9 protein-coding genes are annotated in these 15,816 nt (G+C 70.9%); 3 read left to right on the top strand and 6 right to left on the bottom strand.

Annotation, left to right across the window (positions count from 1 at the left end):
- Positions 1 to 282: 282 nt before the first annotated feature.
- The 6 genes from ACIQF6_RS22740 to ACIQF6_RS22715 form a co-directional block, all read right to left on the bottom strand.
- Positions 283 to 1,302, bottom strand: a complete 1,020-nt coding sequence (locus ACIQF6_RS22740; protein ID WP_400897748.1) for an N-acetylglucosamine kinase — start codon at positions 1,300 to 1,302, stop codon at positions 283 to 285.
- A 52-nt stretch (positions 1,303 to 1,354) separates the two neighbouring features.
- Positions 1,355 to 2,635 carry a 6-phospho-beta-glucosidase gene (locus ACIQF6_RS22735; RefSeq protein WP_400897837.1) on the bottom strand — a complete coding sequence of 427 codons (1,281 nt, stop codon included), beginning with the start codon at positions 2,633 to 2,635 and terminating at the stop codon, positions 1,355 to 1,357.
- A gap of 8 nt (positions 2,636 to 2,643) precedes the next feature.
- The gene (locus ACIQF6_RS22730) at positions 2,644 to 3,537 is read right to left on the bottom strand and encodes a carbohydrate ABC transporter permease (protein ID WP_400897746.1); all 894 of its coding nucleotides are present in this window, start codon (positions 3,535 to 3,537) and stop codon (positions 2,644 to 2,646) included.
- A 7-nt stretch (positions 3,538 to 3,544) separates the two neighbouring features.
- Positions 3,545 to 4,501, bottom strand: a complete 957-nt coding sequence (locus ACIQF6_RS22725) for a carbohydrate ABC transporter permease (RefSeq protein ID WP_400897744.1) — start codon at positions 4,499 to 4,501, stop codon at positions 3,545 to 3,547.
- A gap of 10 nt (positions 4,502 to 4,511) precedes the next feature.
- Positions 4,512 to 5,873, bottom strand: coding sequence for an ABC transporter substrate-binding protein (locus ACIQF6_RS22720; RefSeq protein ID WP_400897742.1), 1,362 nt, complete (start codon positions 5,871 to 5,873; stop codon positions 4,512 to 4,514).
- Positions 5,874 to 5,980: 107 nt separating this feature from the next.
- On the bottom strand, positions 5,981 to 7,183 hold the full coding sequence (locus tag ACIQF6_RS22715) for an ROK family transcriptional regulator (RefSeq protein ID WP_400897740.1): 1,203 nt from the start codon (positions 7,181 to 7,183) through the stop codon (positions 5,981 to 5,983).
- A gap of 292 nt (positions 7,184 to 7,475) precedes the next feature.
- Here ACIQF6_RS22715 and ACIQF6_RS22710 point away from each other — a divergent pair, with 292 nt between their 5' ends.
- From ACIQF6_RS22710 to ACIQF6_RS22700, 3 genes are all read left to right on the top strand, one after another.
- Entirely contained in the window at positions 7,476 to 10,100 is a 2,625-nt protein-coding gene (locus ACIQF6_RS22710; protein ID WP_400897738.1) for an SdrD B-like domain-containing protein, read from the top strand.
- A gap of 218 nt (positions 10,101 to 10,318) precedes the next feature.
- Positions 10,319 to 12,949, top strand: coding sequence for an SdrD B-like domain-containing protein (locus ACIQF6_RS22705; protein ID WP_400897735.1), 2,631 nt, complete (start codon positions 10,319 to 10,321; stop codon positions 12,947 to 12,949).
- 217 nt (positions 12,950 to 13,166) lie between these two features.
- Positions 13,167 to 15,809, top strand: coding sequence for an SdrD B-like domain-containing protein (locus ACIQF6_RS22700; RefSeq protein ID WP_400897733.1), 2,643 nt, complete (start codon positions 13,167 to 13,169; stop codon positions 15,807 to 15,809).
- Positions 15,810 to 15,816 lie beyond the last annotated feature (7 nt).

The raw sequence follows: 15,816 nt of genomic DNA, 5'->3' as shown, positions 1-15,816 counted from the left end.
CTGGCGTCGGCTCCCGGATTCCCCGCGCACCCCCGTCGGACACGCTGTGAGTGCGGGACGCTAGCGGCCCCGCGCAGGGCCCTTCAACGGACAGAACAGGGCATCCTGCGCAATCGCTCCGAGATTTTCCCCAATCGAAACACGTACCTCGATCTGTCCTCGCCATGACGTACCGTCACCCGCGCGGGGCGCACGTGGCGTCGGCCGTTCCGGAGACGCGACGCCGCCGGCGGGAGCAGGAAGGCTGTTCCCGCCGGCGGCGGTTTCGGAGTGGGCGGGCCGTCAGGCTGCCACGGGCTGGACGGTGGGGTAGGCGGCGCGCAGGCGGTGGTGGGCGGCGGGGGCGGCGTCGAGGTGGTCGAGGCCGAGCAGGGCCGCGCCGAGGACCGGTGGGGCGACCACGATGCGGGGTTCGGCGAGCGGGGCGGCGGCGGCCAGCCGGGCGGTCAGGTTGTCGATCAGCAGGGGGTGCCGGGAGGCCAGCACGCCGCCGCCGAGGACCACCGGGACGGCCCGGTCGAGCAGGTCGAGACGGGTGAGCGCGACGGTGGCGAACCGGCAGATCTCGTCGGCCTGCCGGTCGACCAGCGACAGCGCGATCGGGTCGCCGGCCTCGGCGGCCCGGAACAGCACCTGGGAGACCTCGTGCAGCCGGGGCAGCGCGAGCTGCCCGAGGTGGATGGCCTCGGCGACCGCGTTGGCCCCGGCCAGGCCGAAGTGCGCGCCGATCATCGGGGAGAGCAGGGTGGGTTCGCCGCGCCCGTCCTCGGCCCGGGCGGCGTGCCACATCGCGGCGTCGGCGAGTCCGCCGCCGCCGCCCCAGTCGCCGGTGAGCCGGCCGAGCGCGGGCCAGCGGGCGGTGCGCCCGTCGGGCCGCAGGCCGACGCAGTTGATGCCGGCGCCGCACACCACGGCGACGCCGAGCGGCCCGTCGGTGCCGGCCCGCAGCAGGCCGAAGGTGTCGTTGGCGACGTGCACGGACGGCGCCCAGCCGTGCGCGGTGATCGCCTCGTGCAGCCGCTGCTCCTCGACCGGCAGGTCGGCGTTGGCCAGGCAGGCGCTGACGTGGCTGGTCAGCGGCGCCCCGCCGGGCCGCAGCGGGACGCCGGCCTGCCGGGCGACGTCCTCGACCAGCGGGGCGAGCGCGGCGATCGCGGCCTGCGCGCCGGTGTTCTGCGGCTGGAAGCCGCCGCCGCGGGCGGTGCCGAGGACCCGCCCGTCGGCGCCGACCAGGGCGAGGTCGGTCTTGCTGTTGCCGGCGTCTATCGCGAGGACGCCGGGCAGGTGTGCGACGTGGCTCATCGGCCGGTCCCCCCGTGGTGGTGCGTGGTACGGATCGTTCTCATGCTGCCGGTCACGCCCAGCTCAGGTGGTCGCGGTTGTGCGCGAGCAGCCGGTCGGTGAGCTGCTCGGCGAGGTCCAGCTGGCCGACCAGCGGGTGGGCGAGCAGCGCGTCGAAGACCCGGTCGCGGCCGCCGTGCAGGGCGGCGTCCAGCGCCAGGTGCTCGTACGCGGTGACGCCTGCGATCAGGCCGGCGTACAGCGGCTCGACGGGCCGCTGCGGCAGCGGGCGCACGCCGGTGGCGTCGACCTCGGCGGGGACCTCGATCACCGCGTCGTCGGGCAGGAACGGCAGCACCCCGTCGTTGCGGGTGTTGACCACCTGCACGGTGGTGCGGCCGTCGGTGCCGAGCAGCGAGGCGATCAGCTGCACGGCGGCCTCGGAGTAGAACGCGCCGCCGCGCTTGCCGAGTAGTTCGGGCTTGGTGTCGAGCGCCGGGTCGGCGTACATCTCGAGCAGCTGCTGCTCGATGGCGGCGACCTCGGCGGCCCGCGAGCCCTTGACCTTGAGCTCCTCCACCACCAGGTCGTGCTGGTAGAAGTAGCGCAGGTAGTAGGAGGGGACGACGCCGAGCCGCCGGATCACCGGCTCCGGCAGGTGCAGGTCGGCGGCGATGGCCGCGCCGTGCTCGGCGAGCAGCTGCGGCAGCACCTCGCGTCCGCCGGCGGCGTTCGGGGCGTCGAGCAGGGTGACGCCGCGCTCCCAGGTGAGGTGGTTGAGGCCGACGTGGTCGAGGCGGACCAGCTCCGGGTCGACGCCGAGGTGGGCGGCGAACTTGCGCTGGAAGCCGATCGCCACGTTGCACAGGCCGACGGCCTTGTGGCCGGCGGTCTGCAGGGCGCGGGTGACGATGCCGACCGGGTTGGTGAAGTCGACGATCCAGGCGTCCGGGTTGGTGCGGCGGACCTGCTCGGCGATGTCCAGCACCACGGGGACGGTGCGCAGCGCCTTGGCGAGGCCGCCGGCGCCGGTGGTCTCCTGGCCGACGCAGCCGCACTCCAGCGGCCAGGTCTCGTCCTGGTTGCGCGCGGCCTGGCCGCCGACCCGCAGCTGCAGCAGCACCGCGTCGGCGCCCTGCACGCCGGCGGTGACGTCGGTGGCGGTGGTGACGGTGGCGTGGTGGCCCTGCTTGGCGAAGATCCGGCGGGCCAGCCCGGCGATCAGCTCCAGGCGGTCCACGGCCGGGTCGATCAGCACGAGTTCGCCGATCGGCAGGGTGTCGCGCAGCCGCGCGAACCCGTCGATCAGCTCCGGCGTGTAGGTGGAACCGCCGCCGACGATTGCCAACTTCAGTGCGGACATCAGCCCTTGACCCCTGTCAGTGTGACGCCTTCGATGAAGGCGCGTTGTGCGAAGAAGAACAGAACGATCACCGGCGCCATCACCAGCAGCGTGGCCGCCATGGTGAGGTTCCAGTTGGTGTGGTGGGCGCTCTTGAAGGACTCCAGGCCGTAACTCAGCGTCCAGGCACCGGGGTTCTCGCTGGCGTAGATCTGCGGGCCGAAGTAGTCGTTCCAGCAGTAGAAGAACTGGAACAGCGCGACGGCGGCGACGGCGGGCTTCGCCATCGGCAGCACCACCCGCAGCAGGGTGCGCAGTTCGCCGCAGCCGTCGATCCGGGCGGCCTCCACGTACTCCTTGGGGATGGTCAGCAGGAACTGGCGCAGCAGGAAGATCGAGAACGCGTCGCCGCAGGCCATCGGGATGATCAGCGGCCACAGCGATCCGCTCAGGTGCAGCTGCTTCGCCCAGAACAGGTACATCGGGATGATCGTGACCTGCGGCGGCAGCATCATCATCGAGATCACCGCCATCAGGGCCAGGTTGCGGCCCCGGAAGCGGAACTTGGCGAGCGCGTACGCCACCGGCAGGCTGGAGACCACGGTCAGCGCGGTGCCGGCCGCCGCGTACAGCAGGGTGTTGCGCCACCAGGTGAGGAAGCCGCGGGTGTTCCACACCTTCTCGAAGTTCGACCACTGCCAGCGGGCGGGCCACAGGTCGGAGGTGAGCGCCTGATGGTCCGTCATCACCGAGGTGAGGAAGACGAACACGAACGGCAGCACGAAGAACAGCGCGGCGGCGATCGCCAGCGCGTGCACGGCCACCCAGTGCAGGGCGGCCCGGCGGCGGGCGGTGCGGGCGGCGTCGGCCGCCGGGGCGGCGGCCTCGCGCGGCAGGGCGGGGGCAAGTGTCATCGGGAGCTCAGTCCTCCGCCAGGAAGCCGGACCTGCGGCGCAGCAGGAGCGAGGTGAACGCCATCGAGAGCGCGAACAGGATGATCGCGACGACGCAGGCCGAGCCGTAGTCGGACCGCTGGAAGGCGAGGTTGTAGACCATCTGCGGCAGCGTCCAGGTGGAGCCGGACGGATACCCGGGGTCGAACTGCTGCCCGGAGCCGCCGATCACGCCGGAGGCGACCTTCCCGGCGACGATCGCCTGCGTGTAGTACTGCATGGTCTGGATCACCCCGGTGACCACCGCGAACATCACGATCGGCGAGATGTTCGGCAGGGTGACGTACCGGAACCGCTGGGAGGCGCTCGCGCCGTCGAGTTCGGCCGCCTCGTACTGCTCCTTGGGGACGTCCAGCAGCGCCGCCATGAAGATCACCATCAGGTCGCCGATGCCCCACACGGCCAGCAGGGTCAGCGCCGGCTTCGACCAGGCGGGGTCGTTGAACCAGCCGGGCTGCGGCAGGCCCAGTTCGCCCAGCAGGTGGTTGACCGGGCCGGTGCCCGGGTTCAGCAGGAACGCGAACGCCATGGTGGCGGCCACCGGAGGCGCCAGGTACGGCAGGTAGAAGGCGGTGCGGAAGAATCCCGCGCCGGACTTCACCTTGGTGATCAGCATCCCGATGCCGAGGCCGAACACCACCCGCAGGCCGACCATGATGGTGACCAGCCACAGGGTGTTGCCCAGGCCCTTCCAGAACGACGGGTAGCCGGTGAGGACGTAGTTCCAGTTCCGCAGGCCGGAGAAGGTCGGTGCGCCGAACCCGCCGTAGTGCATGAACGAGAAGTAGACCGTCGAGACCAGCGGGTACAGGAAGAAGACCCCGAACCCGACCAGCCAGGGGGACAGGAACGCCAGCGTCCTGACCGCCTCCCGCCGGCGCTTGGCCCGCAGCGCCGGCGGGACGGGGGAACTCACGAGTGCCATGGCGCGCCCGTCAGTTCTTCGCCTGGGCGATGGCGGCGTCGATCTCCTTGGCGGTGGCGGCCAGGCCCGCCTTCAGGTCGGTCTGCTTGCCGGACTCCACCTCGAAGCTGAAGTTCTGCAACGAGATCTGGTACGCGCCGCCGTTGATGCTGGCCGGGGTGGTCGCGGAGTTCGGGTTGCGGGCGATGTCCAGGAAGGTCTTGAAGTTCGGGTCGGCGTCCAGCTTCGGCGACTCCAGCGCGGCCAGCGTGCTGGGCACGTTGTGGATCGCGTTGGCGAAGGACACCACCGCATCGGTGTCGGTGGTCAGGTACTTGACGAACTCCCAGGCGGCGGTGCGCTTCTTGGAGTTGTTGGCGACGCCGATGATGGTGCCGGTCTGGTAGCCGCGCCCGTAGGTGGAGGCCAGCTCGTCCGGCACCGGGAACGGCGCGGTCGCCCACTCGAAGGACGGCTTGTCGTCGGCCAGCGAGGCGGTCCGCCATTCGCCGTCCATGCTCATCGCGACCTGGCCGGTGGTGAATGGATTCTTCGCGCTGAACTCGTCGCCGAAGGTGGTCCGGTACTTCTCCAGCTTCTCGAACCCGCCGAGCCGGTCGACCAGTTGCTTCTGCCAGGTCAGCAGGGCCGTCACGGTCGGGTCGGTGGCCACATTGGACTTGCCGTCCGGGCCGAAGTAGCCGGAGCCGTACTGGCCGAGGTAGTGCGCGATCGGCGTCTCGTAGCCGTGGTAGTTCGGCATGAAGCCGAGCTGCTTGAACGAGTCGCCCTGGGGGATCGTCAGCTTGGCCGCGTCGTCGGCGAGTTCGCTGAAGGTCTTCGGCGGGCCGCTGATCCCGGCCGCCGCGAACGCGGTCTTGTTCCAGAACAGGCCGTAGGCGTCGCCGAGCAGCGGCAGCGAGCACTGGTTGCCCTCGAACTGGCTGTACTGGAGCATCGCCGACGGGAAGGTCTTCGCCGGGTCGATATTGTCCTTCTTCAGCAGCGGCCCGAGGTCCGCGAACACGTGCGACGAGCAGAACTTGCCGACGTTGTCGGTGCTGAACGAGGACACCACGTCGGGCGCGTCCGGCCCGCCGGCCCGCAGCGCCTGCTGGCTCTTGTCGTCGGTGATGTTGTCCCGCACCTTGACGTGGATGTTCGGGTGCAGCTTCTCGAAGGCGGCGACGTTGTCGTTGATCGCCTTCACCTCGTTGTCCTCGGTCCAGCCGTGCCAGAAGGTGATCGTCACGTCCTGGCCGGACGCCGAACCGTCCTCCGCCCCGGTGGAGTCGGTGCCGGTGCAGGCGGAGGCCAGCACGACCGTGCAGAGCGCGGCGGCGAGGGCGGCGAGCGGGCGGCGGGCGAGCGGTGAGCTGCGAGTGGTGTCCACGGGATTGCACTCCTGACGGGGGTACGGACGGCAGGCCGGCGAGGCCCGGCGCCCGTGCGGGGAAAGGGGAGCGGGAACGTGCGGATCGGACGTGCAGGTGGAGCGACTCAGCGGGTGCTGAACAGGGCGTCCCGGCTGGACGCCAGCGCGCGCTGCAGCGCACCGGCCAGGACGGGTGAACCGGGGAGGGTGGACAGCCGGACCTCCGGCCGGGGCAGCGACAGCCGGCCCAGCGCCTGCTGGACCAGCTCCCGCAGGCGCTCACCGCCCGCGGTCGGCGTCCCCCCGGAGAGCACCACCAGCTCCGGGTCGACCACCGAGGCGATCACCGCCAGGCCGACCGCCAACCGCTCGGCCAGCTCGGTGAGGAAGGCCTCGCCCCCGGGCGCGTCCAGGGCCGCGGCGACCGCCTGCGCCGCGTCGGCGCCGCGCAGCCCGTGCGCCCGGGCCAGCGCCAGCACCGCCGGCTCGCCGGCCAGGTCCTGGAACCCGCCGGAGTGCTTCCGGCGGGAGTTCAACGACACCGGCGCCCCCGGCACCGGCATGTAGCCGACCTCGCCCGCGCCGCCGGTGAAGCCGCGGTGCAGCCGGCCCGCCAGGACGATCGCCGCGCCGATGCCCTCCTCGGCCCACAGCAGCACGAAGTCCTCGCACCCGGCCGCCGCCCCCACGGACTGCTCCGCCACCGCGGCCAGGTTCACGTCGTTCTCGATCGACACCGGCGCGCCGACCGCCGCCGCCAACTCCTCCAGCAGGCGCGGCGAGTGCCAGCCCGGCAGGTGCGAGGCGTAGCGCAGCTTGCCGGTCACCGGGTCCGGCGCGCCGCCGATCCCTATCACCGCCTCGCGCAGCGAACCCGGCGGGAGCTGCGCGCGGCGCACCGTCTCGGCGACCGCCTCCGCGACCCGCTCCACCGTGGCCGCCGCCGGCCACCCCTTGCAGGACACCTGGTGCTCGGCCAGCGTGACCCCGGTGATGTCGGCCACCGCGACCCGGACCGTCGTGCTGGTGACGTCCAGGCCCGCGACGTACCCGGCCGCCGGATTCACCTGGTACAGCTGGGCGTTGGGCCCCGGCCCGCCCGCGGTCGTCCCGACCGGCACCACCAGGCCCGCGGCCTCCAGCCGGGCCAGCAGCTGGGAGGCGGTCGGCTTGGACAGCCCCGTCAGACTCCCGATCTGCGTGCGGGACAATGGGCCGTTGGCGAGCAGCAGTTCCAGCGCGGCACGGTCGTTTATGGCCCGGAGCAGGCTGGGCGTGCCGGCCTGCGGGGAGCGGGGACTCTTCTGGGTGGTCACAGGCCTGATCATCCTCCATCCGGTGACGCCGACGCGGCCAACTGTTAGGAAAGTTTCCAATCGCCGGGGCGCGATGTCAACGGTCGGATGCGTGTTCGTTACCGGAGTGTCGGCGGCGGTGTCCGGGGGCTGCGACGGGCCCGATTCCTGAGGGATCGTCAATCAGCTTGTCAACAAAGCTTGTTACCCCTTTGTGGTGAAAACGGAAGGCGTTGTTCCGAAGCCCGTCCGGGCCCGCTACCCTCCGACACATCGTGTGCCCGCTCCGGGGGGAGCCGGGTGCCGAAAGGAGGAGGGGAGGAACGTGCAACTCAAGAAGAACGGATACCGGCGGACCGCCGCGCTGGCGGCCTTACTCGCGGCCGGGATCGCCACGGGCCCGGCGGTGTCCGCGCCGGCCGCCACCGCGGACGGGTCGGTGACGGTGCGGGTGGTCCGCGCCGTCGACGAGAGCGGGACGTACAGCCCGGCGCTGGAGCCGGGGTTGGCCGGGGTGACGGTGACGCTGACCGGCCAGGACGGCGCGGTGCGCACCGGCGTCACGGCGGCCGACGGCACGGTGACGCTGACACCCGCGAAGGCCACCGCGAGCGGCAAGTACCGGGTCGAGGTGGTCAATCCGAAGCCCGGCGTGCTGTACCCGGCGTTCGCCGCCCGCGAGGGGCTGGCGGGCGCGCCGGACAGGCTCAGCAGCAACGAGGAGTTCGTCGACCTCTCGGCGGGCAAGCAGGCCGCGTTCACCACCGGCCTGTGGAACCCGGCGGACTACTGCCAGAAGAACGCACCGCTGGCCACCGCCTGCCAGCCCTCGGTCACCGAACCGGCCGGCCGGCGGACCCTGCTGACGTTCCCGTACGAGTCCCGGGGCATGAACCAGGACGTCACCGACATCTCGACCAACGGCGACACCGGCAACGTGTTCGGCATCGCCTGGGACCGCGACAGCCGGCGCCTGTTCAGCTCCGCCCAGGCCAAGCGGGACGCGCCCTACGGCCCCGGCGGCCCGGGCGCGATCTACGTCACCGACCCGACGACGAAGGCCACCAAGCTGTTCGCCACCGTTCCCGACGTCGGCAGCACGCCGCACACCGGCAACGGCGACGTCGGCTACCTGACCGCCGTCGGCCGGGAGAGCCTCGGCGGGCTGAAGCTCAGCGAGGACAACCGCGACCTGTACGTGGTCAACCTCAACAACCGCAAGCTGTACCGGTACGACGCCACGGCGGCCACCGCCTCCGCGCCGAAGGCCGTGTACGCGATCCCGACCCCGGCCTGTCCGTCCGGGGCGAACGACTGGCACCCGTTCGGGCTCGGCATGCAGGACGGTGTCGGCTACCTGGGCGGCGTCTGCTCCGGCGAGTCCACCCAGAAGCTCGCCGACGTGCGGGCGATCGTCTACCCGTTCGACCCGGCCACCGGCGTCTTCGGCACGGCCGTGCTGAACCAGACGATGGACTACCGCGGCACGCCGACGGTGCCCTGCTCCGGCTACTACTGGTACCCGTGGACCAACGCCAAGCCGGACAACGGCTCCGGCGGCTGCTACTACTACGGGCAGCCCGAGCTCGGCGAGATCGGCTTCGAGACCGACGGCTCGATGCTGCTGTCGTTCCGCGACCGCTACTCGGACGAGGCCAGCGGCACCGGAGTGATCGGCGTCGACTTCATCGCCAACGCGGCCTCCGGCGACCTGAACAAGGCGTGCAAGTCCGGTGACGCGTACGTGATGGACGTCAACCTCGGCTGCGGGATCACCACCCCCGGCAAGGGCTACTTCGACACCCGCCGCCTCGGACACATCTACGCCACCTTCGCGGGCATGGCCCTCTCCAAGGTGGAGGACTCCATCGCCACCTCCGGCTACGACGTGCTGGAGCACGCCTACTCCGCCGGCACCATGTTCACCCTGCGCACCGGCGCCCGGGACCCAGGCCTGGGCAACGAACTCTCCAACGGCACCGCCAGCTTCGGCAAGGGCGCCTCGATGGCGGACCTGGAGGTGCTCTGCGACAAGGCGCCGCTCCAGATCGGCAACCGGGTCTGGTACGACCCGGAGCGCTCCGGGCTTCAACTGCCGCAGCAGAAGCCGGTTCCGGGCGCGACGGTGAACCTGTACGACGCGAGCGGCAAGAAGGTCGGCACCACCAAGACCACCGACCGGGGCGAGTACTACTTCGACAACACCGATGTGACGGGCGGTCTGAAGCCGAACACCGCCTACACCATCCGGCTCGACAACCCCGCCGACTACGCGAAGGGCGGCCCGCTGTACCACTGGGTCCCGACCAAGGACAACGTCGGCGGCAACCGGGCGGTCGACTCCGACGGGACCATCCCGAAGGGCGGCACGTACGTCGAGCGCGCCCTGACCACCGGCGGGCCCGGCCAGAACGACCACACCTTCGACTTCGGCTTCATGCAGCAGCAGGGCGAACTTCGCCTGGTGAAGAACGACCAGGACGGCAAGCCCCTGCCCGGCGCGGTCTTCCAGCTGTGGCGGGAGACCAACGACACCGACGGTCTCCAGGCCGACGGCGACAAGGCCGACACCAAGGTCGGCGACCCCTGCACCACCGGTGACGACGGCACCTGCCACGCCACCGTCGACAAGGGCACCTACTACTGGCAGGAGGTCACCCCGCCCAAGGGCTACCAGGTGCCGCAGCAGCCGGTCCTCGGCCCGGTCGTGCTGGACGACGACCACCTGGAGGCCGGCATCACCACCACCGCCGTCAACCAGCTGATCCCCCCGCCGCCCGCCACCCCGACGCCGACCCCGACCCCGCCCCCGGCGCCGTCGCAGCCGTCGGGCAGCCTGGCCTTCACCGGCACGGACGACACCACGCTGACCTACGCGCTGGTCGGCGGAGCGATCCTGCTCGTCGCCGGCGCCGGACTGCTGATCGTGGTTCGCAAGCGCCGTAGCTGACGTTCCGTCACTTGCGGCGACAGGGGCCCCGGGAGACTCTCCCGGGGCCCCTTTTCGCATGCCTGACCAGCAGTCAGATCACGTATGGACAAAGGGTGTTGTCGACAAGTGGTGAAAGCGGAAGGCCCTGTTCCGAAGCCTGCCCGGGACCCGCTAGTCTCCGAGCATCGTGTGCCCGCTCCGGGGGAGCCGGGCGCCGACAGGAGGAGGGGAGGAACGTGCAACTCAAGAAGTACGGATACCGGCGCACCGTAGCGCTGGCGGCCTTACTCGCGGCCGGGATCGCTACGGGCCCGGCGGTGTCCGCGCCCGCCGCGACTGCCGACGGGTCGGTGACGGTGCGGGTGGTCCGCGCCGTCGACGAGAGCGGGACGTACAGTCCGGCGCTGGAGCCGGGGTTGGCCGGGGTGACGGTGACGTTGACCGGCCAGGACGGTGCGGTCAGCACCGCGGTGACCGCCGCCGACGGCACGGTGACGCTCAAGCCGTCCAAGTCGACCGTCAGCGGCAAGTACCGGGTGGACGTGGTCAATCCGAAGCCCGGCGTGCTGTACCCGGCGTTCGCCGCCCGCGAGGGCCTGACGGGCGCGCCGGACAAGCTCAGCAGCAACACCGAGTTCGTCGACCTGTCCGGCGGCAAGCAGGCGACGCTGACCACCGGCCTGTGGAACCCGGCGGACTACTGCCAGAAGAACGCCCCGCTGGCCACCGCCTGTCAGCCCTCGGTCGCCGAACCGGCCGACCGGCGGACCCTGCTGACGTTCCCGTACGAGTCCCGGGGCATGAACCAGGACGTCACCGACATCAGCACCAACGGTGACACCGGCAACGTGTTCGGCATCGCCTGGAACCGTGACGACAAGCGGCTGCTCAGCTCCGCCCAGGCCAAGCGCGACGCGCCCTACGGCCCCGGTGGCCCGGGCGCGATCTACGTCACCGACCCGACGACGAAGGCGACTTCGCTGTTCGCCACCGTGCCGGACGTGGGCGGCACCGCCCACACCACCGACGGCGACGTCGCGTACCTCACCGCGGCGGGCAAGGAGAGCCTCGGCGGGCTGAAGCTCAGCGAGGACAACCGCGATCTGTTCGTGGTCAACCTCAACAACCGGAAGCTGTACCGGTACGACGCCACGGCGGCCACCGCCTCCGCGCCGAAGGCCGTGTACGCCATTCCCACTCCCGACTGCCCGTCGGCGGACGACTGGCGGCCGTTCGGCCTCGGCATGCAGGACGGCGTCGGCTACGTCGGTGGTGTCTGCTCCGGCCAGTCCACCCAGAAGCTGAGCGACGTTCGGGCCATCGTCTACCCGTTCGACCCGGCCACCGGGAAGTTCGGTACGGCCGTCCTCAACCAGCCGATGGACTACCGCGGTCCGTCCCCGGCGGTCTGCTCCGGCTACTACTGGTACCCGTGGAAGGACGCCAGGCCGACCGACAGTACGTGCTACTACTTCGGGCAGCCCGAGCTCGGCGAGATCGGCTTCGAGACCGACGGCTCGATGCTGCTCTCCTTCCGCGACCGCTACGGCGACCAGGCCAGCGGGACCATGGCCGCCGAGTACGTGTTCGCGATCGCCTCCGGTGACCTGAACAAGGCCTGCAAGTCCGGGGACATGTACGTGATGGACGTCAACCTCGGCTGCGGGATCACCACTCGAGGCAAGGGCTACTTCGACCTCCGGCGCGTCGGCGACGTGCACACCTACGCCACGTATGCGGGTATGGCGTTGTCCAAGGTCGAGGACTCCATCGCCACCTCCGGCTACGACGTGTACAACCACGCGTACAGCGCCGGGACCATGTTCACCCTCCGCAACGGCGCGCAGGACCCGGGCTTCGGCAACGAACTGTCCAGCGGCTCGAAGTTCGGCAAGGGCGCTGCCATGGCGGACCTGGAGGTGCTCTGCGACAAGGCGCCGCTCCAGATCGGCAACCGGGTCTGGTACGACCCGGAGCGCTCCGGCCTGCAACTGCCGCAGCAGAAGCCGGTCCCCGGCGCGACCGTCAACCTGTACGACGCGAGCGGCAAGAAGGTCGGCACCACCAAGACCACCGACCGCGGCGAGTACTACTTCGACAACACCGACGTCACGGGCGGCCTGAAGCCGAACACCGCCTACACCATCCGCCTGGACAACCCCGCCGACTACGCGAAGGGCGGTCCGCTCTACCACTGGGTCCCGACCGGGGCGAACGTCGGTGACGACCGCCTGATCGACTCCGACGGCACCGTCCCGAAGGGCGGCACGTACGTCGAGCGGGCGCTGACCACCGGCGGGCCCGGTCAGAACGACCACAGCTTCGACTTCGGCTTCATGCAGCAGCAGGGCGTGCTGCGCCTGGTGAAGAACGACCAGGACGGCAAGCCGCTGCCGGGTGCCGTGTTCCAGCTGTGGCGGGAGACCAACGGAACCGACGGTCTCCAGGTCGACGGCGAGAAGACGGACACCAAGGTCGGCGAGCCCTGCACCACGGGCGACGACGGCTCCTGCGCCGCCACCGTCGACAAGGGCATGTACTACTGGCAGGAGGTCACCCCGCCCAAGGGCTACCGGGCTCCCGAACAGCCGGTCCTCGGGCCGGTCGTGCTGGACGACGAGCACCTGGAGGCCGGCATCACCACCACCGCCGTCAACCAGCTGATCCCGCCGCCGCCCACCACCCCGGCCCCGACCCCGCCGGCGACCCCGACCCCGCCCCCGGCGCCGTCGCAGCCGTCGGGCAGCCTGGCCTTCACCGGCACGGACGACACCACGCTGACGTACGCGCTGGTCGGCGGAGCGATCCTGCTCGTCGCCGGCACCGGACTGCTGGTCGTCGCCCGCAGGCGCCGCCACAGCAGCTGACGCCGAGTCACTGACGACAGGGGCGCCGGGAGACCCTCCCGGCGCCCCTGTCGGCGTCTGCTACTGAGGTGGCGTCAGGCCCGATGTCAAGCAGGCGCGTTACCGTTCCGGTGCAAACGGAAGGCAGAATTCCGAAGTGCGCCCCCAACCGCTACCCTCCGACCATCGTGCACGCCCCTCCGGGGGGAGGGGCGCGCGTTCAGCAGGAGGGGAGCACGTGCAACTCAAGCACTACGGATACCGGGGCTCGGCCGCGCTGGCGGCCTTACTGGCAGTGGGGATTGCCACGGGCCCGGCGGTGTCCGCGCCCGCCGCGACTGCCGACGGTTCGGTGACGGTGCGGGTGGTGCGCGCCGTCGACGAGAGCGGAACCTACAGTCCGGCTCTGGAGCCGGGGTTGGCCGGGGTGACGGTCACGCTGACCGGCGAGGACGGCGGCGTGCTGACGGCGGTGACGGCGGCCGACGGCACCGTGACGCTCAAGCCGTCCAAGTCGACCGTCAGCGGCAAGTACCGGGTGGACGTGGTCAATCCGAAGCCGGGCGTGCTGTACCCGGCGTTCGCGGCTCATGAGGGTCTGACGGGTGCGCCGGACAAGTTGAGCAGCAACACGGAGTTCGTCGACCTGTCCGGCGGCAAGCAGGCGACGCTGACCACCGGCCTGTGGAACCCGGCCGACTACTGCCAGCAGAACGCGCCGCTGGCCACCGCCTGCCAACCCGCGGTCACCGACCCGGCGGCCAAGCGGACCCTGCTCAGCTACCCGTACCGGTCCCGTGGCATCAACCAGGACGTCACCGATCTCAGTACGGCTGCCGACACCGGCAACGTGTTCGGCATCGCCTGGGACCGCGACGGCCGACGGCTGTTCAGCTCGGCCCAGGCCAAGCGCGACACGAACTACGGCCCCGGCGGCCCGGGCGGAATCTACGTCACCGACCCGGCGACGAAGACCACTTCGCTGTTCGCCACCGTCCCCGACGCCGGCAGCAGCGTGCACGAAGGCCTCCTCGACCCGGCGTTCATGGCGGCGGTCGGCAAGGAGAGCCTGGGCGGGCTGAAGCTGACCGAGGACGGCCGCGATCTGTTCGTGGTCAACCTCAACGACCGGAAGCTGTACCGGTACGACGCCACGGCGGCCACTGCCTCCGCGCCGAAGGCCGTGTACGCCATTCCCACTCCCGACTGTCCGTCGGCGGACGACTGGCGGCCGTTCGGCCTCGGCATGCAGGACGGCGTCGGCTACGTCGGTGGTGTCTGCTCCGGCCAGTCCACCCAGAAGCTGAGCGACCTGCGGGCGATCGTCTACCCGTTCGACCCGGTCACCGGGAAGTTCGACACGGCGGTGCTCGACCAGCCGCTCGACCACCGCGGCACGTCGGCCACCCCGTGCAACACCTACAACTGGTATCCGTGGACGGACACCAAGCCGGCCGACCGCTGCAACTACTACGGGCAGCCCGAGCTCGGCGAGATCGGCTTCGAGACCGACGGCTCCATGCTGCTCTCCTTCCGCGACCGCTACCCCGACCAGGCCAACATCTATCCGAGCGCCGACCAGCCGGCCCCGCCCGGCGGCGTGACGGCGCTCGCCTCCGGTGACCTGAACAAGGCGTGCAAGTCCGGTGACGCGTACGTGATGGACGTCAACCTCGGCTGCGGGATCACCACCCGCGGCAAGGGTTTCTACGACGTCCGCCGGTACCACGACTCGCACACCTACGCCACGTACGCGGGCATGGCGCTGTCCAAGGTGGAGAACTCCATCGCCACCTCCGGCTACGACGTGCTCGACCACATCGTCACCGCCGGCACCATGTTCACCCTCCGCACCGGCGAGAAGGACCCCGGCCTGGGCCAGGAACTCTCCGACGGCCGCTCCAGCTTCGGCAAGGGCGCCGCCATGGCGGACCTGGAGGTGCTCTGCGACAAGGCGCCGCTTCAGATCGGCAACCGGGTCTGGTACGACCCGGAGCGCTCGGGCCTGCAACTACCGCAGCAGAAGCCGGTTTCCGGCGCGACCGTCAACCTGTACGACGCGGACGGCAAGAAGGTCGGCACGGCGAAGACCACCGACCGCGGCGAGTACTACTTCGACAACACCAATGTCACGGGCGGGTTGAAGCCGAACACCGCCTACACCATCCGGCTCGACAACCCCGCCGACTACGCGAAGGGCGGCCCGCTGTACCACTGGGTCCCGACCAGGGCGAACGTCGGTGACGACCGCCTGATCGACTCCGACGGGAGCATCCCGAAGGGCGGCACGTACGTCGAGCGGGCGCTGACCACCGGCGGAGCGGGCCAGAACGACCACAGCTTCGACTTCGGCTTCATGCAGCAGCAGGGCGTGCTGCGCCTGGTGAAGAACGACCAGGACGGCAAGCCGCTGCCCGGCGCGGTCTTCCAGCTGTGGCGCGAGACCAACGGCACCGACGGGCTCCAGCAGGACGGCGACACCAAGGTGGGCGAGCCCTGCACCACCGGCGCCGACGGCACCTGCGCCGCTACTGTGGACAAGGGCACCTACTACTGGCAGGAAGTCACCCCGCCCAAGGGCTACCGGGCTCCCGAACAGCCGGTCCTCGGCCCGGTCGTGCTGGACGACGAGCACCTCGACGCCGGTCTCACCACCACGGCCGTCAACCAGCTGATCCCCGAGCCGCCCACCACCCCGGCCCCGACCCCGCCGGCGACCCCGACGCCCACCCGGGCGCCGTCCCAGCCGTCGCAGCCGTCGGGCAGCCTGGCCTTCACCGGCACGGACGACACCGCCCTCAGGTACACCCTGATCGGCGGAGCGGCCCTGCTGGTCGCCGGCACGGGCGTGCTGATCGCCGTCCGCAGGCGTCGCGCCTGACGCCGCA

The sequence above is a fragment of the Kitasatospora sp. NPDC092948 genome (assembly GCF_044754805.1).
GTDB lineage: Bacteria > Actinomycetota > Actinomycetes > Streptomycetales > Streptomycetaceae > Kitasatospora.
This window is presented reverse-complemented; position numbering and strand designations above follow the sequence as displayed.